Below are 26,292 nucleotides of genomic sequence, written 5' to 3'. Positions count from 1 at the left end.
ATTTGTATGAATTTATGGAAAGATATACCAGTTGGACCAGATGTTCCCCAAATAGTTAATGCAGTAGTAGAGATTCCTAAAGGAACTCGAAATAAATATGAATATGATAAAGAAAATGAAGCATTTGCAGTGGATAGGGTTTTGTACTCTCCCATGCACTATCCTGCAGAGTACGGAATTATTCCTAAAACTTTATGGGATGATGGAGATCCTATGGATATCATGGTGGTTATGAGAGAAGCTACATTCCCCGGATGTATCATAGAAACCCGTGTAATTGGTTTAATGAAGATGATTGACGGAGATGAAAGTGATGATAAGGTTTTGGGCGTGCCTGTAAATGATCCTACATTTAAAGATGTTCACAATATTTATGATGTGCCGGAAGCATTTTTAGATGAAGTTGCCCACTTTTTCACAGAATACAAACGATTGCAGGAAAAACCAACCAAAGTACTGGGATGGGAGAATGCTGAAAAAGCATTTGAAGCTATCAAACATTCAATTGACTTGTACAATAGTATAAAATGAATTATTTACATATGCACCCAATCTTTTGGGGGCATTTTTCTTTAATTTTTGATGTGCTGACAATGAAATTCTCTACTTCGTTATATCAGGGTTTAGCGAAGTAAATTTATTAAAGTTCATATAGTTTTTTATTAATATTTTCTTTGTATATCACTAAAACAAAACCATTAAAAATGGCCATAAGTCAACGAATTAGGGTATATGGATTGATTCTTTTGTAGTAATTTCGAAACTATTTACATAATCTCTTTAGATCAAAACCAAATTTACCTAATTTTCTTAGCAGTAAAATCAAAATTCTGTTTAAATTAAAATTTTAATACACTAATTTCATTGCCATAAACAAGGAGTAGTAATGCTCTATACACCCCACATAAATACATATTAATAACAACTAAAAATGAGTAAACAATATACTAATATGATTAACATGAGACTGTTGGAAAAATTCAATATTAAACCCAATAACATTCACCTATACCAAGTGGCCTTTCTTCATGAATCTTATGCTCATGAACATGGACTCACTGAATGTTACGAAAGACTGGAATTTTTAGGAGATGCAGTTCTGGATCTGGTAGTATCTGAATATCTGTATAAAAAGGATTCCAATTTCAATGAAGGTGAATTAACTCGCCTGCGGTCTAATTATGTGTGCAAACAGGCACTTTACACTTATTCCATAGAATTAGGTTTGCATCATCATATAAAGTTGGGTAATGGTTTAGAATTTACCAGAAGAGAAATTAATTCAGTTACCAGTGATGTGTTTGAATCTTTCATTGGAGCTTTATACCTTGACCAGGGTCTGGAAACTGTTAAAGAATTTCTCTCAAAAACCGTCATCCCCCACATTGATAACGGAGATATCTTTTTTTATGATTACAAATCCAGATTAAAACAATTATGTGACAAAGACAGCCTCAATATAACTTATAGGCTGATTAATGAAGAAGGAGACCCACACGATAAAACCTTCGAAATGGCGTGCGTAATTGATGGTAAAATGAGGGGAACCGGCACTGGTGGCAGTAAGAAAGAGGCAGAACAAAATGCCTCTAAAATTGCCCTGGATACAGTTTCAAATCATTGATAACATTGATTTTTATAGGAATAAAAATTTTATCAAAATACTAGTAACACGATACAGATTAATTATATGAAATAATAATATGATATAGGTTCACTAGAGTTATATAAACCATTTAAAAAGAATACATGTCAGGTGAAAAAATGGAAGAGAAAATCCAATTATCAACAGATATCAATGGGAATAAGGTTTGTAAATTCGAAGATGAAAAAATCACAGTTACCATTATTCTTAAAAAGGATTACTCCGATATTGAAGAAAAACTCCGAGATATTGACATCCTCAAAGATATAGAAGGGGCTTTAGAAACTGTAACAACCACTGATAAATTTAAAGAACTGGTTGACAGTTACGGATATCTTGACCTGGACCGTATTGAAGGTTAAAACTAAAACAAATTTTATATTTTATTTATAAATATTTTAAGAAATGCTGTTATTTTTTTTATCACCCCCATCGTTACCTGGTTTAAAATAGAGTTAATATCTTATCTTCATAAGAATCAACTTTAAACTAACATAGATAATGGTGTTTTTGAGCTTTAATCTGATTATTATTATTGGAAACTAAAAATTTTCCAGTTAACCAAGGTTATATTTATAGGATGAATAGTATTCAATATTGAGGCAATATTCATTAACAAATTTTAAGGAGGTGAAAAGAATCATGAAAAAATGTTTAATGTTGTTGGTTTTTATGGGGATGATGATTCTTTCATTGAACTGTGTTTCAGCTCAAGATACTGGTGATAATCTCAGTGTTGAAATCAGTAATTCAACTATTCCTTTTGTGGAAAATGAAGGACAGACCAACAGTGAAGTGGAATATTATGTAGATACTTTCTATGGAACCGTCTACGTTACTCATGATAGTATCATACACAGTGTAAAGGGAGAAAACAACACCACCATGGTAATTAAAGAGCAATTCATTCATGAAAATGGGAGTGTGATCACATTCCATGCCACAGGCCATGAAACAGGAACTGCTAAGGTTGATTATTACATGGGTAATGATTCCAGTCAGTGGAAAACCGCACTTACAACCTGGAATAGTATCAGTTTAGGTGAAATATACCCAGGGATAACTGTTATTCTAAGAGCCAATGGCGATAATGTTGAAAAAATATTTCTGATACAAGCTCGAGCCAATCCTGAAGACATAAAAATACTGATACTGGGGACAAGTGATTTACAGGTAACCAGTGAAGGTGATTTGAAGATGCAAACACCTATTGGTGATGTACTACTCAGTAAACCCCTCGCCTACCAGGAAGATGATGTTATATCCGTAAACTATAACTTGGATGGGAATATTTACAGTTTCCAGGTTGGAGAATATGACAAAAGCAAAGAACTAACCATCGACCCTATATTACAGTACGGTAGTTACTTGGGAGGAACAAGAGATGATGCTGGGCAGAGCATAACTCTCGATGATGATGGAAATATCTACATCACAGGATACACAGATTCAGCTAATTTCCCCACCACAACTGGTGCCTATCAAACCAGTAATGCTGGAACTTATGATACTTTCATAACCAAATTAGCCCCCAACAGTCATGGTACATATAACTTACAATACAGTACCTACCTAGGAGGAACCAACTACGACTATGGCACAAGTATTGCAGTAGATAACGAAGGAAACATTTATATCACAGGATACACATGGTCAGAGGATTTTCCGACAACTACTGGAGCCTTCCAAACCAGTAATGCAGGAGCAGCTGACTCTTTCATTGTTAAATTGACCCCTAACAACCAAGGAACTAACGACCTGAAATATAGTACTTATATTGGAGGATCCGATCCCTACATGTATGCTGATGATTATGGTTATAGTATAGCTGTGGATACTGCTGGGAACATTTATGTAACTGGATGTACATTCTCGGATGATTTTCCAACAACTACTGGAGCTTACCAAACATCCAATGGAGGAGATTCAGATGTATTTGTGGTTAAATTAACACCGAACAATCAAGGAACTAACGACCTAAAGTACAGCACCTACCTCGGAGGGAGTAGATATGACTATGGATACGGTATAACCGTAGATAACGAGCAAAACATCTATGTTACAGGATGCACATGGTCAGGATCATATGGGACTCTTTTTCCAACAACAGCAGGAGCTTACCAAACCAGTTATTCAGGAATCTATGGAGATGCTTTCATAAGTAAACTATCACCTGACAACCAGGGAACAGATGACTTGAAATACAGCACATTCCTTGGGGGAAGTGATGATGATGGTGGGCAAGGTATTGCCATAGATAACAATGGAACTATCTACATCACCGGATACACAGCCTCAAATGATTTCCCAACCACATCTGATGCCTACCAAACCAGTAATGCTGGAAGTTACGATGTTTTCATAAGTAAACTGACACCTGACAGCCAGGGAACAGACGACTTGAAATACAGCACCTACCTCGGAGGTAACAGTAACGACTACGGATGGAGCATAGATCTAGATAAAGAAAAAACCATCTACATCACGGGTTACACAGGATCTGATGACTTCCCAACCACCTCTGGAGCCTACCAGACCAGTTTACATGGATGGGGTGATGCATTTATAAGTAAAATGTCATCATACAGTCAGGGATCCAGTGACCTACAGTACAGCACCTACCTGGGAGGAGATAGTGATGAATTCGGCTACAGTGTGACCCTGGATGATGCAGGTAACATTTATGCCACAGGATACACTTATTCTGAAAATTTCCCAACTACCAGTGGTGCTTACCAGGCTAATTACCAGGGTGCTGGTGATGCCTTTATTGTGAAGCTGGCTAGTGTGGCTGATGTGAACATTACCAAGACTGTGGATAATACCACACCCTACGTTGGAGATACCGTAATTTACACCATCATTGTACGTAACAACGGACCCGACACTTCATATGGTGTGACAGTAACTGACATCATACCTAAAGGCCTGAAATACCTGTCATCTAATACCAGTTATGGATCATATGACCCAGTTACTGGTACTTGGACTATGGATTATCTGTCCAATGGTGAAACCGCCACCTTAACCATAACTTCAATGGTACTGCAATCTGGAAAAATAACCAACACCGCTCGAGTCACAGCATTAACCTACGACCCGGTACGCAATAACACTACCGCATCTACTACTATAACCGCCACCCCCCAATCTAAACCTGAACCCACACCAGTGTATGGAAAAACCATTAATATGCAAAACACAGGAATGCCTGTTGCTGGATTATTAATGGCGGTGTTGATGGTTTTAGGTGGAATAATCAGTTCAAAAAAATAACCCTTTTTTTCTTTTTCTTACTTTTTTTAAAATATTAAGATTGATAAAAATGAAATAAAAGAATTTTCCATAAATCAGTTATCCCCATCATTTTTCATGTGCACCGTACGGACCGGGAATGGTATAACAATGCCCTCAGTATTGTATCTTTCATGTAAACGTTTTATGAATACATGTTTCAACCTGTACTGTTCTACGAATTCTTTAACACTTAGAAATACCGTGAAGTTAATGCTAAAATCATCAAATTCACTGTATCTTATGTAGGGATCGATAGAATCATCCCCCCCGGAAAGTTCTTCGATAACTTCCCTGGCCACTTCCACGGTAACTTTTTCCACCTTCTCCAGGTCACTCCCATAGGATACTCCTATGTTGACTTTGACGAGCATTTCTTTCTGGTCCTGATGGTAGTTGGTGATGATGGTAGATGCGATTTTGGAGTTGGGTATGATGATGGTGTTTTTGGTTAAAGATTGTATGGTGGTGTTTCTCCAGGTTATATCCTGAACATATCCCTCTTCACCACTGTCAAGCATTATATAATCCCCCATTAACATTTCCTTAGAAGTTATAACATTTAAACCAGCAAACATGTTGGATAGAGTGTCTTCCAGGGCCAAGGCCAGTGCAATACCTCCAATACCAAAGGCAGTTAACAGAGGAGTGATTGAGAGTCCCAGGAAACTGATAATTACCATGATTCCCACGGCAAATATGAGTATTTTAGTTATATTACCAAAGAAGGATGTGGATGGTAAAACTCCCTCTGCCTGTTGAGTGTATAGATTCACAAAACCAGACGTTAAACGGGCCACAAACCAGGTAATAAGTAAAACAAGAAGGATGGTCAAAATTTTGTTGATGCTACTCAGGATAGCAGCATCAATCACCATGTAGTTTAAGGCAATGTAAACAGCAGCAATGGTAAAACAAAAGGCAGATAATCCTTTTAAGGATCTGATAACCACCTTAAAACCATCCCAATCCGTTTCGAAACATTTTTCCCGGATTTTTCGGATTATTAAGAATTCAAATAAGAATCCAGTGATGATTCCAATTAATATTATTAACATTGGTAAAATAAGTTCATTTAAATTCATGAAGTAGATAACCCCTTTTAGTTTTATATTCTCGTTAATTGAAATTATAATATAATTTTTTTCCAAATAGCATAAATAAGTTTTATCAATTAAATTTTATATTTAATAAAAACTGCCAAACAGTTTAACCCCAATACTTAAACTATTTATTTATAGAATAATGAAGGGAGATATGGAACTATTCAAAAACCTGAATACAATGAATATTTTAGCCAGGAGAGTAAACAACCATGATGGAAACAATATACCAGGCTTCCCTTGATGGTGAAATAACCAAGGAAGATGCATTAAAACTCGTTAACTCTAATCATTTCCAGTTATTTGATGTTGCGGATAGATTGAGGCAGGAAATAGTGGGAGATGAAGTCACGTTCGTGGCCAACTGTAACACTTTCATCACTGACCATTGCATGATTGGATGTGCATTCTGTTCTTTTCGGGATCATATAGGCTATGAAATGACCACCGAAGAAATTCTCCAAAACATAAACGAAGCAGTTAACGTAGGGGCAAGTGAAATCTGCTTGTTTGGTGGAGTAATGCCTTATATGGATGTAGAATTTTATTGTGACCTTTTCAGCACCATAAAAGAACATTACACAATTGATCTTCACACTTTATCCCCAGTTGAAATTTACCATGCTGCTGAAGCTTCAAACATGACTGTAAAAGAAACATTATCCGCACTTAACCGTGCTGGACTGGATACATTAACCGGTGCTTCTGCTGAAATCCTAGTAGATAGTGTAAGGGAAAAGATATGCCCCAACAAGGTATCAACCCAGGAGTGGGTGGACATTATTAAACAAGCCCACCAGCTTGGGATTCCCACTACTTCCACAATTATGTACGGAAGTATAGAAACCTGGGAAGACCGTATTGATCATCTGTTGATACTGCGAGATATTCAGCGTGAAACCGGTGGATTCACAGAACTGGTACCCATGACCTTCCTGGGAGAAAACAATCCCATGGGGGAACAATCCATTGGTGCCAGTGGACTGGATGATCTTAAACTACACGCCATAGCCCGCGTAATTCTTGGAAGGGACATACCCAATATCCAGGCATCATGGATAAAGATTGGTACCAGACTGGCCCAGGTGGCCCTCTGTTGCGGTGCTAATGATCTGGGAGGTACCATGATGGAGGATAAAATCTCCATTGCAGCTGGTTCATCACATGGTGAATATCTCACCCGTAACCAGATGCATGGCCTTATCAAAGGAATTGGCAGGGTTCCTGTGGAACGTAACACGATTTATGAACCTGTTTCGTCCGAATAAATAATTTTCTGTTGATAACTATCTTATAATGTTTGAAAATATGTTAAGAGATAATAAAAATGAGAAGGAAAGGCATTTACCAACGATACATCCCTTCAGTTTCACCAGATGAGAATAACAGTGCCCCGTCATATTGGTTTGTTTTCACTGAAAACAAAATGATGGTATGTGAGGACCATGAGAAAACCTACTTGCCCCAGGCAGATAAATTGGAAGACTTGCATATTTCTCCAGTTAGAACTCAGTATCTAGGTACACTTGATGGTTATCCCTGCTATTCTGCAGAGATTAATCCTGGAACAGTTGCTCCTGAAGGGATGGTTTTCAGGGATTTGCGTTCATTGTACATGAAGCTTGATGAGGATATATTTCTTTTAGCAGGTAAAGCCATTCAGGTTGTTAACTGGGATTCTAATCACCAATTCTGTGGTAGATGTGGCACGCCCACCCGTACCTTAGATGATGAGATGGCCAAGATCTGTCCTGAGTGTGGATTCATCAGTCACACTCGCCTTTCTCCTGCAGTCATCACTGCTATTGTTAAGGATGGTAAACTCTTAATGGCCAAACATTCCCGTGCCTCTGGAGATATGTATGGCCTTATCGCTGGATTTGTGGAGGCGGGTGAAACCTTAGAAGAAGCTGTGAAAAGAGAAACCTGGGAAGAGGTGGGTTTGAAAGTTAAAAATATCCGGTATTTCGGAAGTCAACCCTGGCCTTTCCCTAATTCACTGATGCTGGGATTTACCGCCGACTATGAATCTGGCAATATACAGGCTGATGGTAATGAAATAATTGATGCTCACTGGTTCCGTGCTGATGAACTTCCCAGGCAACCCTCCAAAATGAGCATAGCCAGGGAGCTTATTGACTGGTATCTTAGAAATTACCAATCTATTTAAGATAATGATTTATTTTATAAAGTAGATGGGCAGTTTCTTAGAAAATTAATGGTTAGTTCCAAAAAAATAAAAAAATGGTTAAATTGAATCTTTATATTCTTATTAAGCTGCGTATCATGCTTTGAAGATTGGATATTCCATCTGGAAACTCAATGATCTCTTCTTTCTGGGCAGTTTGGTTTTGATAGCGTTGCAAATATAACTGCTCAAGGATCTCCAATACATGAAGTCGTAAATCCTGGATATCTCCATATCCCTCTGCTTCAGCTGTTTTAAGAATCACAACATGGTCTTGACTCTCACTCGAAGTATTTATACCATTTCTAGTGTGTTCAGTCTGATTGGTTGCATTAGTGGTGGCATTGGATGTTTGATTGGTACAATCCATGGCATATATGGGCATGGTCCATATGAATAATGCAATTATACACACTAATAGAATTCTCTTTGAGCCTGTTTCACCTCCTGAATATTGGTATAATAGGATTATCCTTAATTTTAAAAATAGTTTTTCCAAATTCAGACCCAATTCTCACCAATTGAGATGGAAAAGCTCCCCAGATTAGATGAATTTATAATAAAAAATCATTCATTATATTGAAACCATTACCGATCAAGGTTAGGATTAAATTCATTGCAAAAAAACCTAACTAGTTTAAGTTGCAAAATTTACCTATCCTGGTGCACCTAATTCTTAGTAAAATCTACAAAGTACTTATAGAGTGATAACCTAAACATAAACATCTAAATGATGTACATTGTTCACAGAATGATAACAGCGGGTTTATAGTGATAGAATGGCGGGAGAGACAATTTTAGTGGTTGAAGATGAAGGAATCAGTGCCATTGAAATTCAGGAGAGTCTGCAATCCCTGGGATATTATGTGCCCAGCACTGCTCAAACCGGGAATGAAGCAATCCAGGAAGCCTTCACCATTAAACCTGATTTGATTCTTATGGACATCACTTTAAAAGGGGATATGGATGGTATTGACGCTGCCACTATTATTAAGAGTTTCATGGATGTTCCTCTAATCTATTTGACTGCACTGGATGATGTAGAGACATTCCAACGGATGATTGATACTCAAGCAACTGCATATCTCATCAAACCGATAGAAGAGGCAGAATTGCGTAATAACATAGAATTGGCATTGAAGAATTTCCAGTTGAAAAAGAAGGAACTTGAAGAAGAGAAAAAAGCAGGACTTAAAGATGTTCAGGTCTTCATGAGAAGTGCTCTTCCAGAACTTGTCTCCAAAATGCCCATTAATGAGAGAAGTGTTTTCTTATCTCGTTTCATGCGACTTTTTGAGCAGAATATGAAGCCACTTTTTATTAACTATGCCAAACACCAGAGCCAGGACACATATGATGATCTTGATGATAATGAAAAAATGGCAATATATCTGGAATGGATTTCCAATTTGTATGATAATTTAGGTTTCAGAGTCCAGACACGTTTAAGGAGCAACAGAGGTGCGATGACTGTGAAAAAATGTTCATGGTCCCCTAACCGACCGCAGGATGTGTTTTTATGCCTGATCTGCCAGAGCATAATGCGACTCACCTATTCCTGGACAAAAATACCTGGATCTGTTAAAGAAGAACCCACAACAGGGATCCTACAATCGGTGTGTAAATTTGATTATGATATGGATAGTTAAACCCTGTTTAATTATAATATGAAAAGTTAAATCCTGTTTGATTGTAATATGAAGAGTTAAATCCTGTTTGATTATGTTATAGATATTTAAATCATTTAAAACCTTTTTTTAAAAAAATATTTATTTATTTACATCTTCCACCTCCACTTTACTTTAATTATTCTATTTACAGCAGTTAACTCCAACCATATTTACAGATATTAAGTCCATAACCACTACTGTGATATGCATCACTAAAACATGCAGTAATATTTATTCAGTTGTGAAGATTATTACAATATTAACTAATACTATTTGCAAAATTTGGTGGCGGTATCCCAATAGTACGTCATACGTCTAAAGGGGATATAAATGGCAAAAAATAAAACTGTTTTGGATGATAATCTAAATAGGATCGAAGAATTAGAGGAAAAAAATCGAAAAATTACAGGCGAAATTGCCTTAAAAAATCAGATTTTCTCAATTTCCCCTGATTATCTCTTTTTGTTAGGATTAGATGGTAAAATAATAGATGTTTCCAGACAGGTTAAAAAACTTTTAAAACCTGACATTGAAGCTGTTAACTGTAAACTATCCCAACTAAATATTATACACATTAAAGATCTTCATAAATTCATAAAATCCACTAATTCTATTCTTAATGGCGGAGAAATTAAACCATTCCCATCTATTTTTTTAGCTCCTGACTCAGAATCCATACCGGTTAATGTCCAAATATCTCCAGTTAAATCTGATGATGAAATAGTAGCCATCTTAGTCTATGCAACTGATATCACCAGTGATGTTTTGCTGGAAAAATTAGTCCAGGAATCTAATTTGCTTCATAAAGCGGTGGTTGATAAAGAAATGCTGGTTCGCGAGATTCATCATCGAACCAAGAACAATTTAATGATCATGGCCAGTCTTTTCTCTCTCACATCTGCTGATGTTGAGGATGAGGATGCCAGGTCCATATTTACCCAGGCTCATAGCCGTGTGAAATCCATGGCACTCATTCATGAAAAACTGTACAGATCCAGTGATCTTAAATACATAAATTTCGGAGATTACATTCGTAACCTGGCAGGTGATCTGTTTAACTCATTTTTAACAGAATCCGAGAATTTAGAACTAATAATGGAAGTAGAAGATCTTAAAATGGATATCAACACTGCCATTCCAGTAGGTCTCATACTCAATGAACTTTTAACCAACTGCATCAAATATGCATTCCCCCACAAAGAACCAGGAAAGATTCACCTCACTTTTTACAAAAACACCAACCATTACGTCATGACCGTGGCAGATGACGGTATTGGATTACCCTGTGATCTAGATATAGACCATTGTGACAGTCTTGGGTTGCAACTTGTTAAAAACCTTATCGACCAGATTCAGGGTGAAATGATTGTTAATCTAGATTCAGGTACGGAAATAACAATTTTTTTCCATGAATATGATAATTCAACTTCCTAATCATGAATTTGATTTATTTTGCAGATTCCTGATATCTTATCATGCTTTGAATTTTATAGGATTAATAATATAATGATTATTAGAAATTGTTGTATGCTTAGTTAGTTTTATATCACAGTAAAATTAGTTTATATAATAATATATCACAGTAAAACAATTAAATTGATATTCCCACAAATTAGGAGAGGGATGATTTTGTCAAATGATGATAAAAATAACTTAGATGTTTTAATTGAGAGTCTTAAAGATGATGATGCTGAAAAAAGAAAGGAAGCGGCTGAAAAACTGGGTGAAACAGGTAGTGTAGATGCAGTAGAACCATTACTTGATGCATTAACTGATGATAATCCACAGGTTAGATTTGCATCAGCTAAAGCTTTAGGGAAAATTGGTGAACCTGCCATCGACCCCCTGGTGTTGATACTGAAAAACGAGGAAGGGAACATTCGCAGATACGCCACTCTGGCTCTTAAGGATATTAGGAGTGATAAGGTGGTTGGTTTGCTAGTTGAGGCATTAAATGATGATGATTGGAGTGTGCGTAAATTCGCATCTAAAGCCCTGGGTGAAATAGGAGACAATGCTGCAGTAGATCCCCTTATCGACACATTAACTGATGAAGATTGGGGTGTCAGGGTGGCAGCTGTTAAAGCTCTGGGTGATATTAAAGATGAAAAGGGTATTGACCCTATTAAAAAAGCCCGACGTGCCGCAACTGGAGATAAAGAATTTAAAAAGGCGTGCAACAAAGCCTTAAAGAAGATTCAGAAGTAAATTCTGAATCGAATATTTATTTTTACCACGAAAACCTTCACATTGTTATTTTAGCTATCGTTTTTCCACTGCATTGTATATTCCATAACTCCTGAATTTTCATTGGGTTGCTTGGATATAATTGAAAACCCACAATGCCTATAAAAGTTTACTGCATTAACGTTTTCTACATAGGCACATACTTCTAAAGGTGAATCTAAAGATTTACAATGATTTACGAGTTTTTTTCCTATGCCTTTCTGCTGATATTCTTCTAAAATGAATAAGGCACCTATAAATGAATATTTTTTATTTTTTTTAATGCTAATAAATCCTTTAATCACATTATCTTCTTTATAAACAAAGGTTGTAGAACTTGGGAGATATTCCTCCAGAACAACTTCACATTGGCCAATCCAATAGTCTTCTGGTATGAAATTGTGGGCTGTAATATTGGTCTTCAACCATACATCCATAACTTCTTCTATCTCATTATCTTCTAAATGCTTGATCATTGTTCCCCATTTTTATGTGCTATAAACTGTTTAAGATGTATATTGAAATAAGTAAAAAACTCTAGGGTCATTTTATTTTTTTATAAGTTGGTACAGGTCACTTCGCCGGTTTTCGAGGAGTGGGAGCTCGCTAGTGATCTTTTTAATCATTGAAAGATCAACATCACTATATACAATTGTTTCACCTTTGCCTGCCTCTTTTAAAACGGTTCCCCAGGGATCTGCAACTATGGAATGACCATAAGCAACATAAGAGGCATTTTCATCCCTGGCAGGTGAAACAGCAGCCATGAATACTTGATTATCAAGTGCACGGACCTGGATAAGTGGTTTCCAGTGGTCAGGTCCGGTGGTCATGTTAAATGCTCCTGGGACCACGATTAACTGTGCACCTTCCAGTGCCATGAGGCGCAGGAGTTCTGGGAACCGCATATCATAACAGATGCATATGCCAATTTTACCCAGATCTGTATCTACCACTGTGATTTTGTTACCTGCAGTAATTGTTTGGGACTCTTTGAAACTGATTTTGCCAGCAACGTCAATATCAAAAAGGTGAACCTTTCGATGAACTCCTATTATCTCACCCTGGGGGTTGAAAAGGAAACTGGAATTGTAGATGTTCCCCTGCTGTTTTTCTGGGATGGAACCAGCCACAATATACACTTCTTCTTCGATTGCTGCCCTGGAAATGGCTTCAAGGCTGGGGCTGTTATCCCTTTCTTCGGCATATTCTGGGAATAAACTGACATCATATGGACAATTCCACATCTCAGGAAGTATCACCATATCTGAATTAGATGCAGCTTCACTGATCATGGCCGTGGCATGTTTTATATTCTCATTTTTATCTCTAACAACCTGCATCTGACACAGTGCTACTGTAAATTTATTCTCCATGGGAACCATACCCTCTAAAATCATACCATAAAAGATACCATATAATATTAATTAGATTCTATAATCATTTATCTATTTAATACGTGGTTATGAATGTGGTTGTAAATATTCCATGGGTGATTGGGAGGTAGACAATATGAGTTGTTATTTAAGATACTTGAAAGATTTTCTAGAGGAAGTTGATCTCCATCCTGAAGATCGTAAGGAAAGAAAAGGTGTGGATCTGGCCATTAGAATGGTGGTGGGAATGAAGCTTGAAGATAAATGCAATGTGGTGTGGAAAGAAGTTAAAGTTTGGCTTCACGATGAAAATAAGAAAAAGGAATTGATCAACAGATTGAAATAATGATTGAATTATCAATCGGCCAAAAAAAAATATTTCTGCAGGTGGTGTTTTAATGTTTGAAGATGATCTTAGGGAATATCAATTATTTATCAGTCACAATGGGGAAGGTGATGAGGAGTACCTGACCTTTATACGTAAACTTATTGAAGCTCATGATTTCCAATGGCAGGACCATGGTGTACCTGGAAAAACCAGTAAGGATGAACTTAAACAACAGATTGAACCAGTAGATTTGGTTATCATCCTCAGTGGCCTTTACTCAAAGCATCATGACTTGATTGGTGCTCAGGTGGATATTGCCCGTGAGTTGAATAAACCCATCGTTCTTATACGTCCTTATGGATTGGAAGAAGTCCCATCAGAGTTAGAGGATATAGCTGTGGATGTGGTGGGTTGGAACCGGGTTTGTATTGTAGAAACTATCCAGGAGTCTTTAAATATGGATTGAACGTTTTATGTTTTTTATAAACTTTATTTTTTTGAAATTTTTCCCAAATCCTCCTATAATATAATTATTTTGCCTGGAATTCACCAAACCCCCTGGAATGATATTCTAGGAATTTTAGTGGGACACTGAATTTTTGTTATTGCTTATAAATTTTTTCTTTTAAACAGGAATGTGTGGCTTTATTATGTCGTTACTCTAAAAATATTACATGTTTTTAATTATTTAACAAAGGAGGTAAAAATTTGGGAAAAATTGATAAACGAGTCATTAAGGCTTTATTATTGATTACAATTCTTTTTTTAGGTATTAGTAATGTATCTGCAGCCCAATGGGATGTGGGAACCGGGAAGATTTATACTACTATTCAATCAGCAATTGATAACCCCAACACTCTTAATGATGATATTATCAATGTGTACAGTGGAACCTACACTGAAGACGTTATTGTAAATAAAAAACTAACCATAAAGGCCAATTCTGGTGATGAAGTTGAAATACAAGCCTCAAACACTGGAATCACTGTAGTGAATGATGCTACCGGTGATGGTAGTGGAAGTACCATAGATGGTTTTAAAATAACTAATTCTGTGACAGGAACTGGGGTTAATATCAGTGCGGATAACTGTACTGTGAAAAATAATGAAATCAGTGGAGGTACAACAGGGATTGCAGTTTCCGGTGCTAACACTACCCTAGTTGGCAATGTTATAACTGGCCAGTCCGAAACCGGTATCCTGGGAAATCTCACTGGAGGTTTCTTCACAGTTTCAGATAATATCATAGCAAATATTTTGGGTCAAGGATCAGTAAAAGCCATCACAGTTAATACCAATGGCACTGTAACCGATTTCAATCTCATGGGAAACACTATATCTAACATCCAAGCACTGGGGGTTAATGGTAGTGTCTTTGCAATTCAATTGGGAAAGAGTAAAGGTGCCGATGGAAATCCAGAAGTGGCTAATGTTACCAATTTAATTGTTAGTGAAAATATAATTAATGGAATCCGTGCCACCAGTGCTATCATGGGGATGGAATTAGTCACCAGCAGTGTTAATGCTTTGATTTTGGCTAATGAGTTATCCCTACTTGAAGGAGGGACCGGAAGCACTGTTTATGCTATTGAAGCTGCCATAATAGGTAACGGGACTGTTATGGTTTCAGAAAATCAGATATCCCAAATATCTGCCGATGAACAGGCTGTAGGGATTGTAGCAGTTGCTTTAGGTGCTTTGAAATTAGAAAATAATCTAGTGTCAGATATCAGTAATGCCAAGGCAGCTGTGGGAATGTTAGGTCTGGGACTATTTGAAAATGCAACATTAGAAAACAATAGTATTTCTAATATTACCTCACCCAACATAGCAGCTGGAATTGTGGGCACAGCATTACACCACCTTAACATGTTATTTAACAATGTGAGGGGAGTAAATGGAGCTAATGATGTTTCCATGGTTGCTGCAGGTTTTAACCATACAACGATTATGGGAAACAACATGGAGGGCGATGGTTCAGGAATTGGTATTGTGACATGTTCATTCAATGGTACCATAAACTACAACCGGATTGCAAACTTCGATTCTTACATTCAGAACTTCTTATTCTCTTCATTTGGACCCAGTATCGATGAAATGCTCAAGCCCATTGATGATGCCATTAAAAATCATCCTGAACTGGAACCTATTTTAAAACCCATCCGGGATGATCTGGATAAACTTTTCCACAAACTGGAAAACAGCAACACCGCTGCCACCTATAACTGGTATGGAACCAACAGCCCTGATTCTGCTAAGTTTTTTGAAGGAAACGGAACTTTAAACTATTACCCCTGGCTGGTTTTAAATATTAACGCCAACCCCTCTACTATAAAAGCAGGGCAGAGTTCTGTCATCACTGCTGATGTTTATCATGATGTAGCAGGTGGTAATCATAGGGCAGATGCAGCTATGTTTTTCAGCGGACCCAGGGTGACCTTCACCACCAACCTGGGTAATGTGGGAAGTAAAACAGTTGTAGAACAATGGGTCAATGGCCTGGCTACGGCTATTTTAAGAGCTGATGAAGGTCCAGGTATTGCTACAGTTACTGCTGCTGATTATCAAACTGTTAACACTTTGGTAACCATTTTGGGATCTTCCGGCACCTCAACATCCGTGGTTAACGCCCAGACAATAGCAATGCAGAAAACCGGAGTACCACTACCCGGAGTAATCCTGGCTATCCTGATGGTCCTTGGCGGATTGGTCTGTATATATAAAAAGGGATCATAATCCCTTTTCCCCATTTTTTTTATTATACAATCTAAATAAAGGATTCATTTTAAGTATTTGTTGTAAAAAAGATCCAGGAGTGTTAATTAAAAAAGATCAAAGGGTGTCAAGTATTATTTTTAACATTATTACACCACCGGATTCATGGAGCATGTCAATTATCCAAGTTGTATACAGTTGAATTGACAACTTCAACCCTGAGTGTCCTTCCGTAAAGTTTTCCCTGGAGTGATTGTTGAAGTTCTTCAATAGGAGGTAAATTACCATCACCTACAAGTGCAACCACCACAGTATTGTTTAAAATACGTGTGTCAACTGAGGCAACAATGTATCCAGTGCCATTCAACCAAGTAGTTGATTCATCATAAACATTTGCTTTTACAGTATTGTCAATTAAAGATTCATAGCTGGTGTAAGCCAGCGGTACGGTGATTAACAGAATCAAAATCAAAGCAATGCTAATACCTTTACGCCTAGCCTTGAATGATTGATTGCTAAAAGCTACCTTTGGAAAACCCATAACTCCATAAAGAGCAGCTCCTGTCAGTAATATGGCAAAATAGTTGGTTAAAAAAAGTAGGAAACTCCCCATTGCCAGGGAAAAATTGGAGGTTGCCAGTAAAATACCGGTATTCGATAGTGGTGGAACCAGTGATATGGCAATAGCCACTCCAGGCAGGGTATCGGAAACATCTTTACGTGACATGGCAAAAGCTCCGGCAAGCCCGGTAACCAGAGCAGCTAGAAGATCCAGAAGTTTTGGTGAAGTACGAATCATGATCTGATCTATGCTTTGTGGGTGGACGAAGATGGCCACTGGAAAAGTCAACAGGAACCCAACAATAATGGCTGCCAGGATCCCTCCTAAACTAACAAGTAACGAATCTTTCATGGCACGGGAATCACCAATACTGATTCCAAAGGCAAGACCCATAATAGGCATCATGAGTGGTGCGATAATCATCGCTCCAATAACTGCAGCCACAGAATTTCCTATCAAACCATAAGTAGCAATGCCTGAAGAGAGAATCAAAAGACAGAAAAATCTTACCAGACTTTTTTTAAGATCTGTATTTTCAAACAATATAAGATCCCGCAAGCGTTTTACTTCTGCTTTGTCTACGGGATCACCGTGCAGAAGAGTGCCAAAAGAGTCTAACATGTTAAATTCCTCATTATTATATGATATTAGGAACAAATTTTTTGTTCTCATTATCAACTGCTATCTGTAGCCATACAAATGTCGTTATTTCTCTCTGATAATATCTTAACTATTTTATATAAATCAATACTATTATGTATCTGTGATGGAGGGATCACCTCCTCAATCTACATCAAAAGAAGTTTTTTTTGGAAGGTAAAATAAAAATTAATGAATAGATTAATAAAATTTCCATTCAAATTCCCTGGAAACAGGTGGAGATAAGTTTTTTACTCTCATGATAAGCACGGGTATAAGTAGCCCATTCTGGCATCTCATATACTAAGGTACCAGTCCCGTTACTGGCCAGGGGATAGGAAACTGTTAATGTGGATGATCCGTGCTCAGCATTGGCTGTGGATCTGTAATATGTGAATTCAGATAAATCTTTCTCTATTTTCTCACCTAAAACCACTGATACAGAGTCCATTTTAGGAGTAGCAATATAATATCCTCTTCCATAACCAGGGGCATGGTCATGACATATAATTACCACATCAACATTGGATTTTTTTACATCAGGTACAATATATCTTGCAACCAGTCCTTCCCCACTGGAACGTCCTGTGTAATAATTATTGGGATTGTTGGTGACGTTAACACTGTAATGAATAATTTCTTCGTTGGCTGATAAACTGTACTGGTTAACAACATCACTAACTGTTTCTATGGAAAGTTTTTCACGGGGATGCATCCCGGTGATAACAGCAATGGTCTTTTTATCAGATGATGTGGAATCAGAAGCTGCTAAAACCTCTTTGGTCACTGTTCCACGATAGTCAGAACCCAGAAGTGATGATGATCCTGAATTGTTACCTACTGGTGGCATAGATAATGCTATGAAAGACCCTACAATAATCACCAATGCAAGAAAAATCAATAATAACGTAAAAAGTTTCTTACCATTGCCTTTGGGCTTATCTGGCTTATTATATAAGTGTTCAGTATAGATCAGTTCCCCTCCACAACGGCAACGGTCAAAATCTTGGGGTGATTCATCTTCTTCTAGCTCGTAATAGCCACCGCAACTTTGACAAATCAGGTAAGGCATGATTATCTATTTATTATAGAATGAACGATTCATTTAAGCTTTTTGCCCATCTATAATTTTTATAACATCACTAGTGTAATAATATTCTATTATATAAATTCTATTAATCTAAGATCAACTGAAATTAAATTTTAATTAGATACAAATTGTAATTACTAGGATTTTTATTTTACTTGTAATCAGTTTCTAATTATGCGAACTGTTCGTGACTCAATTTTTAAAGCATTAACTTGAAAATATAATATGATAAGTTAAGTATGGTAAATTGAGATCTGCTAAGAAAAAGTGGAGGGTCTCCCATTAACCAAGACAAATCAGAACCTACAAAAATGCCTGTTTTAGATAAAAACCAGATTAAAAAACTTTTAATTCAATCAAATTATATTCCCGACGATAATATAATTATGACCCTATTTTTAGCCCTGGAACTTGGAAAACCCATCCTGGTAGAGGGGCCACCCGGTACTGGTAAGACAGAACTTTCCAAGGCAGTTGCACGTGCTCTGGACCGGGATTTTTTCCGGGTGCAGTGTTATGAGGGTATAACGTTTGAACAAATGGTGGGAGAGTGGAATTATCAAAAACAGCTATTGCACCTGGAGATGTCTCGCCTTAAAGAAACTAACATGAACAAATTGGATAAAGACGTTTTTAGCGAGGAATTCTTCATTAAAAGACCTTTACTTCAGGCTTTCATTAATCATACCCCATCAGTAATGCTTATTGATGAAATTGACAAGGCAGATGAGGAGGTGGAAAGTTTCCTACTTCAGGCCCTGGGAGAAAAAGAGATAACCGTCAATGATCTGGGCACTTTCCAACTCCAGAATGATATTTTAGTAGTTTTAACTTCTAATTCCCAGAGGATGCTACTTGATGAAACCAGAGATAGGTGTTTATTCCTGTATATCAACTATCCAACACCGGAAAGGGAGATTGAGATTGTTAAAGCACTGGTCCCAGAAGCACCATCCATCCTGGTAGAAAGGGTGGTGGGGTTCATTGCAAGGATCAGGAAACTTGACCTGGTGAAAAAACCTTCAATCAGGGCAACTGTGGACTGGATCCAAACATTAATTGCTACTGGTAAATGTGAAGATGGTGGTAGATCCTTGAGCAGTGACCAATCCCTGAAAAATACCGTGCGAGTGGTGGTGAAGTCAGAAGACGACCTTAAGAAGGTTAATTCTATGATATTCAACTCGTCAGATTGAATAGGAGATATTTATTCAAATACATTGAACCATTAAATGTACAATTCTGAATAATTAGGATTATGAAAAGCGAGTGTGAAGAGTTCATGGACAATATCATCTATTTTTCTAAAATTTTAAGGGAAAACGGAATTCCAGTAAGCATAAGAAGTACTTATACTGGTGAGCAGGTTCGAAATTTAGTGAGTGAAGATGATCCTTACTTTAAAGAAGCACTGGCCTCGGTTTATGTCAAGGAACAGAAACATAGACCTATTTTTAACCATCTTTTTGATGAATTTTTCCAGGAAACTGCTGCTGATGTTACTGATAAAGAGGATGATGAGGGTTCGGCTCAAACATCAAAAAAGAATGTATGGTCTACTAAAACCACCCATCAATGGACCATTTCACACCAGGAGGATGTTTCTGATTGTAAAGCCCGTGAAATTAAGTCCAATGAGATAGATTATCATCCTCCCCTTGATGATTACAGTGATATGCCCTCTGAAACTGACCTTCTCTCCCAGGATATTAATACCTTGAATTCATTTGATCCTGAGCTTTTCCTTGTATGTCAAAAGATGGGCAAAAAGATTGCTATGGTGAGAAGCAGGCGTCAGCGCCAGGCCAGAATTATGCGTCCTGATGTTCGTCGAACCATCCGCAAAAACCTTCAGTATGGAGGTGCATTGATTGACCTGGTTAAAAGTAAACCTCAACTTAAAAAGAATTATCATTTCTTCCTGAACGATGTCAGTGGTTCCTGTGACTGGATCAGTAACTGGTTTTTCTGCTTGGTTTACGCTGCACAAAACTCATTTAGAAGAGTTAGAGTTTTTGATTTTGATAATAAATCAGTTGAAACTACAGTTGCCCTGGATGAACCTAATATGATGGATGCTTTTATCAAAGTAAGGGATATCCAGCAGAAAAATTTGATGATCCATGGAACCAGTAACATGTACCATGCATTTGAATCATTCCTGGATAAAGTGCAACTGAACCGAAAAACCACCCTCATGATACTCAGTGACTGCAGGGACTGGGCCGGCCCTAAAAAGGATAAGATACCTCAAAGTGCTGAGTTAGTGGAGAAGATGGCAAGGAAATGTCGGAAGGTTATGATCCTCAACCCTGAGGAACAGAAGAAATGGGATGTGGTGGATAGCTGTGTTTCTCATTACCGGGCTGCTGGGGCAGAGATTCATGAAGTGAGGAATCTCAACCAACTGGCGGGACTGGTAAGGGATATTTAAGTTATTTTTATTTATCTTTTTCAACAAGTAATGATAAACTTTTGAAAAGTTAAATTGAACATGTTTTACCTGTTTTACTGATAAAATCTTTCCGAATGACTCTGTAACTTTTTTCCCCACACTTAGGGCATTTTAGTGGTTCTTTAAGTTCTGGAAAAATAGTATCATCCCCATGACCACATACTCCCCTGAATTTCCGAATCTTCCACTCCACAGAAGTGCTTTCAGGAATTGAATAACGGTTCTTGCATTTGGGGTTACGACATACAACAACCCATTCATCTATATTCTGCGTTTTATTCAATAGATTCACCTGAAAATTCTTTTTAATTTAAATTGAATCATTAAATTCCAGACAATAATCGTGAATTCCATGTTAACAGAGTTTTTAGTGACTCCACTTAAACTATACTTATAGAATCTATCTATTTAAAATATTTAACCATCCTTTTCAAGTCACGACCTCCCTTGATTTCTTTTTCAAGGTCAAGTTCAACATAAGCTTTTTTACCTTTACTGAAACTGGATGATACAATCAACTGGTTCTGGATAAGTTTGTAGCCATCTACTGGTGTGTGTCCCACGATCATGGCCTTGCATCCAACTTTCTCCAGAAAGTTGTCCACATCATTTTTAGTGTAATCACCGTAACGGTTCCATAATAATTCAAAAAGTAAGGGATTATCAGAATAACCCCTTTCTGTTAGGTTCATAATCTCTCGTATGGAATTCACACCTTTTGGAGGACCAGAATGGCTGATGAATACTCCATTATCGGTTTTAACAGCAACTGGAAGTGTTTTTAAGAAATTGACGTATTCTTCAAATTTGTTTTTCCAAGACCCTCCAAATTCATTTTTTAAAAGTACCTTAAAATTTACACTCTGATTTTCTCCGCCCTTGTAAACTGTTCTGTGGGTGATGGTTGCCCACTCATGATTACCAAGTAGTAGATGGAAATTGTCGAATTGACAGTAAACTCTAACTGCTTTCAGGATTTCAAGGGAATGATCATTCTTAGAACTCATGGCATGGATAAAATCACCAGTTAAAATGAGATGGTTGTTGTTAATTGATAGATTCTCCCATATTTCGATAATCTTACGAAAATCTTGAACGTTTCCATGAAGATCTGTTACAATTAAAGCAACACCTTCACGTGGTAATTTTATCAAATCTTTACCATAAACTTCCATATATAAGTATTATTACATTCTAATAATTGTATTCTGCTATTCTGGAAACCATAAATACCATTATTTTGTATGATGGTAAAGATTCTAGGATGGTAAAGAAAATTTTATAGGATTATATAAGAATTAACCAAAAAATACCTGGGATGTTAACTGTGTATACCCCAAAACTTTTTTAAAAAATAAAACAATGTTAAAAAAAAGGTTATCAATTACGAATTTACGAACTGCTAGAGCTAAAGAAGGATTCCAGTGTAACTACTTTGTTATTTTTTAATTCTCTGGGAGCTTCAAGGGCCTTAAACTCCATCCCCTGTTCTTCTAACATTTCAAGAGCATCATCAGTGGCAGATGGAGCCACCAATACCCCCCTTACTTTTTCTTTATGATCACAGAAACAATCAACATACCTTCTTAACTGTTTAACGGCATTGGTACCGGCTTTCCTGCTTTTAAGTTCCAGTATGGTGATGTTACCATCCTGATCCTTGCCCATGATATCGATGAATCCTTGGGGAGTGTGATATTCCCGGGAAGTTGGTCTGAAACCTTTTTCAATTACCTCAGGATCCTTGAATATAAGGTCTCCCATGTCTGCCTCATAGCCTGCCAGTTCCAGATTTTCTGAGTCCTCTCCAATGAAGTATGATGCCAGGTGGGTTTGTAATATCTCAACCTCCAATAATTCAGAGGGATTTCTCCTTACTCCCTTTAACTTAACCATTCCCTGGTGAATATTAGCAGTGACCTTGGTTTTTGGGGGTTGCCAGTTGACTGGTTCCAGGTTTCTGTCCTGGTGGATTATAAATGACCCATCTGATTTGATAAGGATAATTCTGTCTCCAAGTTCCAGGCGGCTGGTGGCCCGTCCCTCATAATAAACTCGACAGGAGGCCATAATGGTAATAAATGCCCTTTTTGATATTCCTTCAATTATTATTTCCAATACACGTTCTGCATCTGGGTTTTTTTCTTCAACCAGTTTCATGATATGAATTTCACTGTTAATAATAGAAATATTTCACTATTATCATAAGTTAAGATAGATAATTAATAATAAGCATCTTTTTTATTACTGTTTTCCATAAACAAAGAATATACACTCCAATAATATGAATAAAAAATTAAATAAATGATTAAAATTGAGTTAAATCAATAATAAGCTTATTATTGAAAATTTATATAATTTATTAGCTTTGTTATCCTTACCAATCAATTTATTTAATCTAAAGAATATAAAAAATATAAAAACTGATGGTTTTTTTATAATTCTTATACTGGGAGATGAAGTTGGATGAAAAATTTCACCATCACCACTGAACTTTCACAGGTACACTTAAAAGAAGCCCTGAATTTTATAGAAGAACATTATCTATTAACCCAACCTGATCTGTTTAAAAACATCACCAAAGGATTCGAAAATGGGTTATATTATCTTGTTTTCACGGTTCAAAATTCGAAGGAAAATTGGGAAGTTATGGTGCGGTTAGAAGCTGAAAATCTTTTCATGGTGGAAATGGAACCGGTTAGTTTTCCTGTAGATTTGGATATTGCCGAAAAAATGGATCTTATTGAAGAGGAACTTCTTATTGCTGTACAGTTATATGAGGATAGTATTCGTCAGGCCACGCTTTACTTTGCCTGGGTTGAGGGTGAACAGATCATACCTGAAGCACCTCCTAACCGGAGGAAAAGGGTTTCTTTTCGTATGTTTGGAAGTAACATGATCATGATCTACGTCATCTTCTTCGCAGTTAACATTATCTTTTTCCTCACATTAGGGATTGTAATGGCAATTGCTGCGATTTTAGCCTTTCAACTGGCTATTGTGCTTTTATCTGATAAGTTACTCCTTCAAACCAGTGATTGGAAAATCACATCAGAAAATCCCAGGGTGCATATTTTAGAGTATCAGCTCCCCCTAGAAGATTTTCTCAAATTCCAGGAAGACTTTGGTAAGGATATGATAATAAAAATGAAGGATAAAATCTACCAGAAGAGTCTTGCTGTGGGACAGGAACCTACCTGTGAGTTAGGTGAGGAGGTATTTGCAGAATATGGTTTCACATGCAATGCCGATCTCAGGGTTTCCAAGGTGGTTGATGTTTACAGTATTGTTAAAGAGGCTGCCGGTAAATTCGGTGTCAACATGCCACGGATTGCATTAAGTAACACTATGATAGCTAATGCTGCTGCTACTGGCCCCAGTCCGAACAGAGGCCTGGTCCTCATCACCACCGGACTTTTAGTACAATTGGAGGAAGATGAGATATTATCTGTGATTGGGCATGAGATGGGCCACCTATCAGGCCGAGACCCCCTGATACTTTTCAGTATCATTTCACTGGAATTCATACTCAGATTCACTATTTTATTCCCGGTTGTGGTTTTATCCCCATTAGTTTATCTTATTGTGGCTTTAGGGGTTATATTTTTCATTGCCAAATTCTTTGAAAGTAGAGCTGACCTTTTATCTGCCATGAAGATCGGGCAACCAAAGGTTCTGGCTGAGGCCCTGCGAAAAATTGGTTATCATCGTCTCCATGCAGAAAGGATATCTCCCACCAGATTCCCCACCTGGCTGAATTTCGACCCGCATCCTCCTATTTATTTCCGTATTGATCGACTTGAAAAAATGAAAACCCCGGTGAATGTTAAAGATCCCCTGCTAAAATCCGCTATAGATGTTGTGCAGGGCTTTAAACATTCTCTTGGACTTAAATGAATCACCATTTTCCAAATTTCCTAGAGTTAGAACCTATTTGGAACCAAATTCTATAGATTTAGAACCTAAAATATAAAAAAGCTATAACCCTATGAAAATACAGATAACCTTATACTAAAAACTGGAACTTCCTGGAGCAAGTGACCATGAAAGTAGATGTTGATACTGTAGATGAGTCAAGAAATGGATGGCAAGTTTGTATAAGCGTAGATCTATCATCAGAAGAACTTTCAAGGTTAAATACAGATTCAATTGCTATGATTGAAGATTTTACAATTGACCAAAAAGATTCCAATTTGTTTTTCAACTGTTTTTTAAACACTGCTGAACCCTGGGAAGACGAAACCCTGGAAGAACTCTTAAAAGCCATTAAATTCGAAGTTGAATATTATGTTAACGCTCTTTTAGAATAGTAGCTGTCTGAAAGCTATATGGAATGTTTCCTCCCTACTTTTATTTTTCAGACAGTTATGCGGACTTTGTCTTATTGTCCCATACAGTTAGGTTGTTTTTGTCACCTGCAAAATGAGTCTTACAACTTCTACAACACTGGCTATGATGACTCCCACCATTCCCAGTATGAGGAGGATTTTCAAAACTATAGTGTAGGCTGCGTTGCTGAATATGAATGGGAATATGGTGTATAGATAGTAACAGACCATGAAACCGAGTATGTTAAGAATTATCTGCATAATACTGCGGAACCATCCGGGATGGTAAATTAGGAATAGGATGTTGGCTATGATTGTCATACCGATGGAAAGGTTCAATATCCATAAAACATCCTGAAATGAGGGTAAGATGAAGCCCAGATGCCAGGAAAGCAGATTGTTAACAACATATAAGACCACTGCATTAACAATTATGGCTCCAATAAATTCAGATGTTTTTGCTTTCTTTTCTTTGGATAACTTTTTCAGGAACCCTGTAACTTTACTGTGTTCTCCATTATCCTGTGTTTCATTCACATTATCAACTCCCTCACCTGATACTGCATATAAACCGGATACGGTATATAATATATTATTCCTGTTCTAAGTAAAATATCCCTATTCTTAATTAAATCTTCACATACATCCTCATTAATGTATATTTATCCCATTT

At 37.1% G+C, this 26,292-nt stretch carries 26 protein-coding genes; 16 read left to right on the top strand and 10 right to left on the bottom strand.

Annotation, left to right across the window (positions count from 1 at the left end; genetic code table 11):
• Positions 1–6 precede the first annotated feature (6 nt).
• From J2743_RS08025 to J2743_RS08010, 4 genes are all read left to right on the top strand, one after another.
• Positions 7–531 carry an inorganic diphosphatase gene (locus J2743_RS08025; RefSeq protein ID WP_209626065.1) on the top strand — a complete coding sequence of 175 codons (525 nt, stop codon included), beginning with the start codon at positions 7–9 and terminating at the stop codon, positions 529–531.
• A gap of 430 nt (positions 532–961) precedes the next feature.
• A complete protein-coding gene (gene rnc, locus J2743_RS08020; protein WP_209626064.1) occupies positions 962–1,624 on the top strand; it encodes a ribonuclease III in 663 nt (220 codons plus the stop codon).
• Between the two features lie 140 nt (positions 1,625–1,764).
• On the top strand, positions 1,765–2,007 hold the full coding sequence (locus J2743_RS08015) for a hypothetical protein (RefSeq protein WP_209626063.1): 243 nt from the start codon (positions 1,765–1,767) through the stop codon (positions 2,005–2,007).
• 280 nt (positions 2,008–2,287) lie between these two features.
• Positions 2,288–4,921, top strand: coding sequence for an SBBP repeat-containing protein (locus J2743_RS08010; RefSeq protein ID WP_209626062.1), 2,634 nt, complete (start codon positions 2,288–2,290; stop codon positions 4,919–4,921).
• Positions 4,922–4,995: 74 nt separating this feature from the next.
• On the opposite strand, the gene J2743_RS08005 is transcribed toward J2743_RS08010, so the two are convergent.
• A complete protein-coding gene (locus tag J2743_RS08005) occupies positions 4,996–6,024 on the bottom strand; it encodes a mechanosensitive ion channel family protein (protein ID WP_209626061.1) in 1,029 nt (342 codons plus the stop codon).
• A 230-nt stretch (positions 6,025–6,254) separates the two neighbouring features.
• On the opposite strand from J2743_RS08005, the gene cofH reads away from it, so the two are divergent.
• Together cofH and nudC are read left to right on the top strand one after the other, a co-directional pair.
• Positions 6,255–7,310: a 5-amino-6-(D-ribitylamino)uracil--L-tyrosine 4-hydroxyphenyl transferase CofH gene (gene cofH, locus J2743_RS08000; protein ID WP_209626060.1), complete on the top strand. Its 1,056-nt coding sequence runs from the start codon at positions 6,255–6,257 to the stop codon at positions 7,308–7,310.
• 59 nt (positions 7,311–7,369) lie between these two features.
• A complete protein-coding gene (gene nudC, locus J2743_RS07995) occupies positions 7,370–8,212 on the top strand; it encodes an NAD(+) diphosphatase (protein ID WP_209626059.1) in 843 nt (280 codons plus the stop codon).
• A 91-nt stretch (positions 8,213–8,303) separates the two neighbouring features.
• Here the strand turns inward: nudC and J2743_RS07990 are convergent, their stop codons facing one another.
• Positions 8,304–8,645: a hypothetical protein gene (locus J2743_RS07990; RefSeq protein WP_209626058.1), complete on the bottom strand. Its 342-nt coding sequence runs from the start codon at positions 8,643–8,645 to the stop codon at positions 8,304–8,306.
• Positions 8,646–9,009: 364 nt separating this feature from the next.
• On the opposite strand from J2743_RS07990, the gene J2743_RS07985 reads away from it, so the two are divergent.
• The 3 genes from J2743_RS07985 (at position 9,010) to J2743_RS07975 (ending at position 12,108) form a co-directional block, all read left to right on the top strand.
• Complete coding sequence (locus tag J2743_RS07985; RefSeq protein WP_209626057.1) at positions 9,010–9,879, top strand: response regulator; 870 nt, start codon at positions 9,010–9,012, stop codon at positions 9,877–9,879.
• A 351-nt stretch (positions 9,880–10,230) separates the two neighbouring features.
• Entirely contained in the window at positions 10,231–11,334 is a 1,104-nt protein-coding gene (locus tag J2743_RS07980) for a histidine kinase dimerization/phosphoacceptor domain -containing protein (RefSeq protein ID WP_209626056.1), read from the top strand.
• A 195-nt stretch (positions 11,335–11,529) separates the two neighbouring features.
• Complete coding sequence (locus tag J2743_RS07975; protein ID WP_425342810.1) at positions 11,530–12,108, top strand: HEAT repeat domain-containing protein; 579 nt, start codon at positions 11,530–11,532, stop codon at positions 12,106–12,108.
• 50 nt (positions 12,109–12,158) lie between these two features.
• Here J2743_RS07975 and J2743_RS07970 read toward each other — a convergent pair whose 3' ends face one another.
• Positions 12,159–12,602, bottom strand: a complete 444-nt coding sequence (locus J2743_RS07970; RefSeq protein ID WP_209626054.1) for an N-acetyltransferase — start codon at positions 12,600–12,602, stop codon at positions 12,159–12,161.
• Positions 12,603–12,674: 72 nt separating this feature from the next.
• Positions 12,675–13,502, bottom strand: a complete 828-nt coding sequence (locus J2743_RS07965; protein ID WP_209626053.1) for a carbon-nitrogen hydrolase family protein — start codon at positions 13,500–13,502, stop codon at positions 12,675–12,677.
• 136 nt (positions 13,503–13,638) lie between these two features.
• Between J2743_RS07965 and J2743_RS07960 the strand changes: the two genes are divergently transcribed.
• The 3 genes from J2743_RS07960 (at position 13,639) to J2743_RS07950 (ending at position 16,566) form a co-directional block, all read left to right on the top strand.
• Positions 13,639–13,848 carry a hypothetical protein gene (locus tag J2743_RS07960; RefSeq protein ID WP_209626052.1) on the top strand — a complete coding sequence of 70 codons (210 nt, stop codon included), beginning with the start codon at positions 13,639–13,641 and terminating at the stop codon, positions 13,846–13,848.
• Between the two features lie 52 nt (positions 13,849–13,900).
• The gene (locus tag J2743_RS07955; protein WP_209626051.1) at positions 13,901–14,296 is read left to right on the top strand and encodes a TIR domain-containing protein; all 396 of its coding nucleotides are present in this window, start codon (positions 13,901–13,903) and stop codon (positions 14,294–14,296) included.
• A gap of 242 nt (positions 14,297–14,538) precedes the next feature.
• Complete coding sequence (locus tag J2743_RS07950; protein ID WP_245248167.1) at positions 14,539–16,566, top strand: cell surface protein; 2,028 nt, start codon at positions 14,539–14,541, stop codon at positions 16,564–16,566.
• A 154-nt stretch (positions 16,567–16,720) separates the two neighbouring features.
• Here J2743_RS07950 and J2743_RS07945 read toward each other — a convergent pair whose 3' ends face one another.
• Together J2743_RS07945 and J2743_RS07940 are read right to left on the bottom strand one after the other, a co-directional pair.
• Positions 16,721–17,728, bottom strand: coding sequence for a TIGR00341 family protein (locus tag J2743_RS07945; protein WP_209626050.1), 1,008 nt, complete (start codon positions 17,726–17,728; stop codon positions 16,721–16,723).
• A 235-nt stretch (positions 17,729–17,963) separates the two neighbouring features.
• A complete protein-coding gene (locus J2743_RS07940) occupies positions 17,964–18,818 on the bottom strand; it encodes a hypothetical protein (protein ID WP_209626049.1) in 855 nt (284 codons plus the stop codon).
• Positions 18,819–19,147: 329 nt separating this feature from the next.
• Here J2743_RS07940 and J2743_RS07935 point away from each other — a divergent pair, with 329 nt between their 5' ends.
• Together J2743_RS07935 and J2743_RS07930 are read left to right on the top strand one after the other, a co-directional pair.
• Positions 19,148–20,032 carry an AAA family ATPase gene (locus tag J2743_RS07935; protein ID WP_209626048.1) on the top strand — a complete coding sequence of 295 codons (885 nt, stop codon included), beginning with the start codon at positions 19,148–19,150 and terminating at the stop codon, positions 20,030–20,032.
• Positions 20,033–20,118: 86 nt separating this feature from the next.
• The gene (locus J2743_RS07930; RefSeq protein ID WP_209626047.1) at positions 20,119–21,270 is read left to right on the top strand and encodes a vWA domain-containing protein; all 1,152 of its coding nucleotides are present in this window, start codon (positions 20,119–20,121) and stop codon (positions 21,268–21,270) included.
• A 49-nt stretch (positions 21,271–21,319) separates the two neighbouring features.
• On the opposite strand, the gene J2743_RS07925 is transcribed toward J2743_RS07930, so the two are convergent.
• From J2743_RS07925 to nucS, 3 genes are all read right to left on the bottom strand, one after another.
• Positions 21,320–21,574 (bottom strand): hypothetical protein, encoded by a 255-nt coding sequence (locus tag J2743_RS07925; RefSeq protein WP_209626046.1) that lies wholly within the window; start codon positions 21,572–21,574, stop codon positions 21,320–21,322.
• A 121-nt stretch (positions 21,575–21,695) separates the two neighbouring features.
• A complete protein-coding gene (locus tag J2743_RS07920) occupies positions 21,696–22,445 on the bottom strand; it encodes a metallophosphoesterase (protein ID WP_245248165.1) in 750 nt (249 codons plus the stop codon).
• 238 nt (positions 22,446–22,683) lie between these two features.
• Entirely contained in the window at positions 22,684–23,451 is a 768-nt protein-coding gene (gene nucS, locus J2743_RS07915) for an endonuclease NucS (RefSeq protein ID WP_209626044.1), read from the bottom strand.
• 306 nt (positions 23,452–23,757) lie between these two features.
• Between nucS and J2743_RS07910 the strand changes: the two genes are divergently transcribed.
• Positions 23,758–25,188, top strand: coding sequence for a M48 family metallopeptidase (locus tag J2743_RS07910; protein WP_209626043.1), 1,431 nt, complete (start codon positions 23,758–23,760; stop codon positions 25,186–25,188).
• A gap of 146 nt (positions 25,189–25,334) precedes the next feature.
• Entirely contained in the window at positions 25,335–25,601 is a 267-nt protein-coding gene (locus tag J2743_RS07905) for a hypothetical protein (RefSeq protein WP_209626042.1), read from the top strand.
• A gap of 87 nt (positions 25,602–25,688) precedes the next feature.
• Here J2743_RS07905 and J2743_RS07900 read toward each other — a convergent pair whose 3' ends face one another.
• Positions 25,689–26,156: a hypothetical protein gene (locus tag J2743_RS07900; RefSeq protein ID WP_209626041.1), complete on the bottom strand. Its 468-nt coding sequence runs from the start codon at positions 26,154–26,156 to the stop codon at positions 25,689–25,691.
• Between the last annotated feature and the right edge of the window lie 136 nt (positions 26,157–26,292).

This window comes from Methanobacterium petrolearium (assembly GCF_017873625.1).
Classification (GTDB): Archaea; Methanobacteriota; Methanobacteria; order Methanobacteriales; family Methanobacteriaceae; genus Methanobacterium; species Methanobacterium petrolearium.
This window is presented reverse-complemented; position numbering and strand designations above follow the sequence as displayed.

Excerpts from the sequence above, each read along its gene's own strand:
- J2743_RS07960 (WP_209626052.1), top strand. The coding sequence starts at position 13,639 with ATGAGTTGTTATTTAAGATACTTGAAAGATTTTCTAGAGGAAGTTGAT.
- J2743_RS07930 (WP_209626047.1), top strand. The coding sequence starts at position 20,119 with ATGGACAATATCATCTATTTTTCTAAAATTTTAAGGGAAAACGGAATT.
- rnc (WP_209626064.1), top strand. The coding sequence starts at position 962 with ATGAGACTGTTGGAAAAATTCAATATTAAACCCAATAACATTCACCTA.
- J2743_RS07935 (WP_209626048.1), top strand. The coding sequence starts at position 19,148 with ATGCCTGTTTTAGATAAAAACCAGATTAAAAAACTTTTAATTCAATCA.
- J2743_RS07905 (WP_209626042.1), top strand. The coding sequence starts at position 25,335 with ATGAAAGTAGATGTTGATACTGTAGATGAGTCAAGAAATGGATGGCAA.
- J2743_RS08015 (WP_209626063.1), top strand. The coding sequence starts at position 1,765 with ATGGAAGAGAAAATCCAATTATCAACAGATATCAATGGGAATAAGGTT.
- nudC (WP_209626059.1), top strand. The coding sequence starts at position 7,370 with ATGAGAAGGAAAGGCATTTACCAACGATACATCCCTTCAGTTTCACCA.
- J2743_RS07945 (WP_209626050.1), bottom strand. The coding sequence starts at position 17,728 with ATGTTAGACTCTTTTGGCACTCTTCTGCACGGTGATCCCGTAGACAAA.
- J2743_RS07940 (WP_209626049.1), bottom strand. The coding sequence starts at position 18,818 with ATGCCTTACCTGATTTGTCAAAGTTGCGGTGGCTATTACGAGCTAGAA.
- J2743_RS07980 (WP_209626056.1), top strand. The coding sequence starts at position 10,231 with ATGGCAAAAAATAAAACTGTTTTGGATGATAATCTAAATAGGATCGAA.
- cofH (WP_209626060.1), top strand. The coding sequence starts at position 6,255 with ATGATGGAAACAATATACCAGGCTTCCCTTGATGGTGAAATAACCAAG.
- nucS (WP_209626044.1), bottom strand. The coding sequence starts at position 23,451 with ATGAAACTGGTTGAAGAAAAAAACCCAGATGCAGAACGTGTATTGGAA.
- J2743_RS07910 (WP_209626043.1), top strand. The coding sequence starts at position 23,758 with ATGAAAAATTTCACCATCACCACTGAACTTTCACAGGTACACTTAAAA.
- J2743_RS07985 (WP_209626057.1), top strand. The coding sequence starts at position 9,010 with ATGGCGGGAGAGACAATTTTAGTGGTTGAAGATGAAGGAATCAGTGCC.
- J2743_RS07970 (WP_209626054.1), bottom strand. The coding sequence starts at position 12,602 with ATGATCAAGCATTTAGAAGATAATGAGATAGAAGAAGTTATGGATGTA.
- J2743_RS08005 (WP_209626061.1), bottom strand. The coding sequence starts at position 6,024 with ATGAATTTAAATGAACTTATTTTACCAATGTTAATAATATTAATTGGA.
- J2743_RS07965 (WP_209626053.1), bottom strand. The coding sequence starts at position 13,502 with ATGGAGAATAAATTTACAGTAGCACTGTGTCAGATGCAGGTTGTTAGA.
- J2743_RS08010 (WP_209626062.1), top strand. The coding sequence starts at position 2,288 with ATGAAAAAATGTTTAATGTTGTTGGTTTTTATGGGGATGATGATTCTT.
- J2743_RS07955 (WP_209626051.1), top strand. The coding sequence starts at position 13,901 with ATGTTTGAAGATGATCTTAGGGAATATCAATTATTTATCAGTCACAAT.
- J2743_RS08025 (WP_209626065.1), top strand. The coding sequence starts at position 7 with ATGAATTTATGGAAAGATATACCAGTTGGACCAGATGTTCCCCAAATA.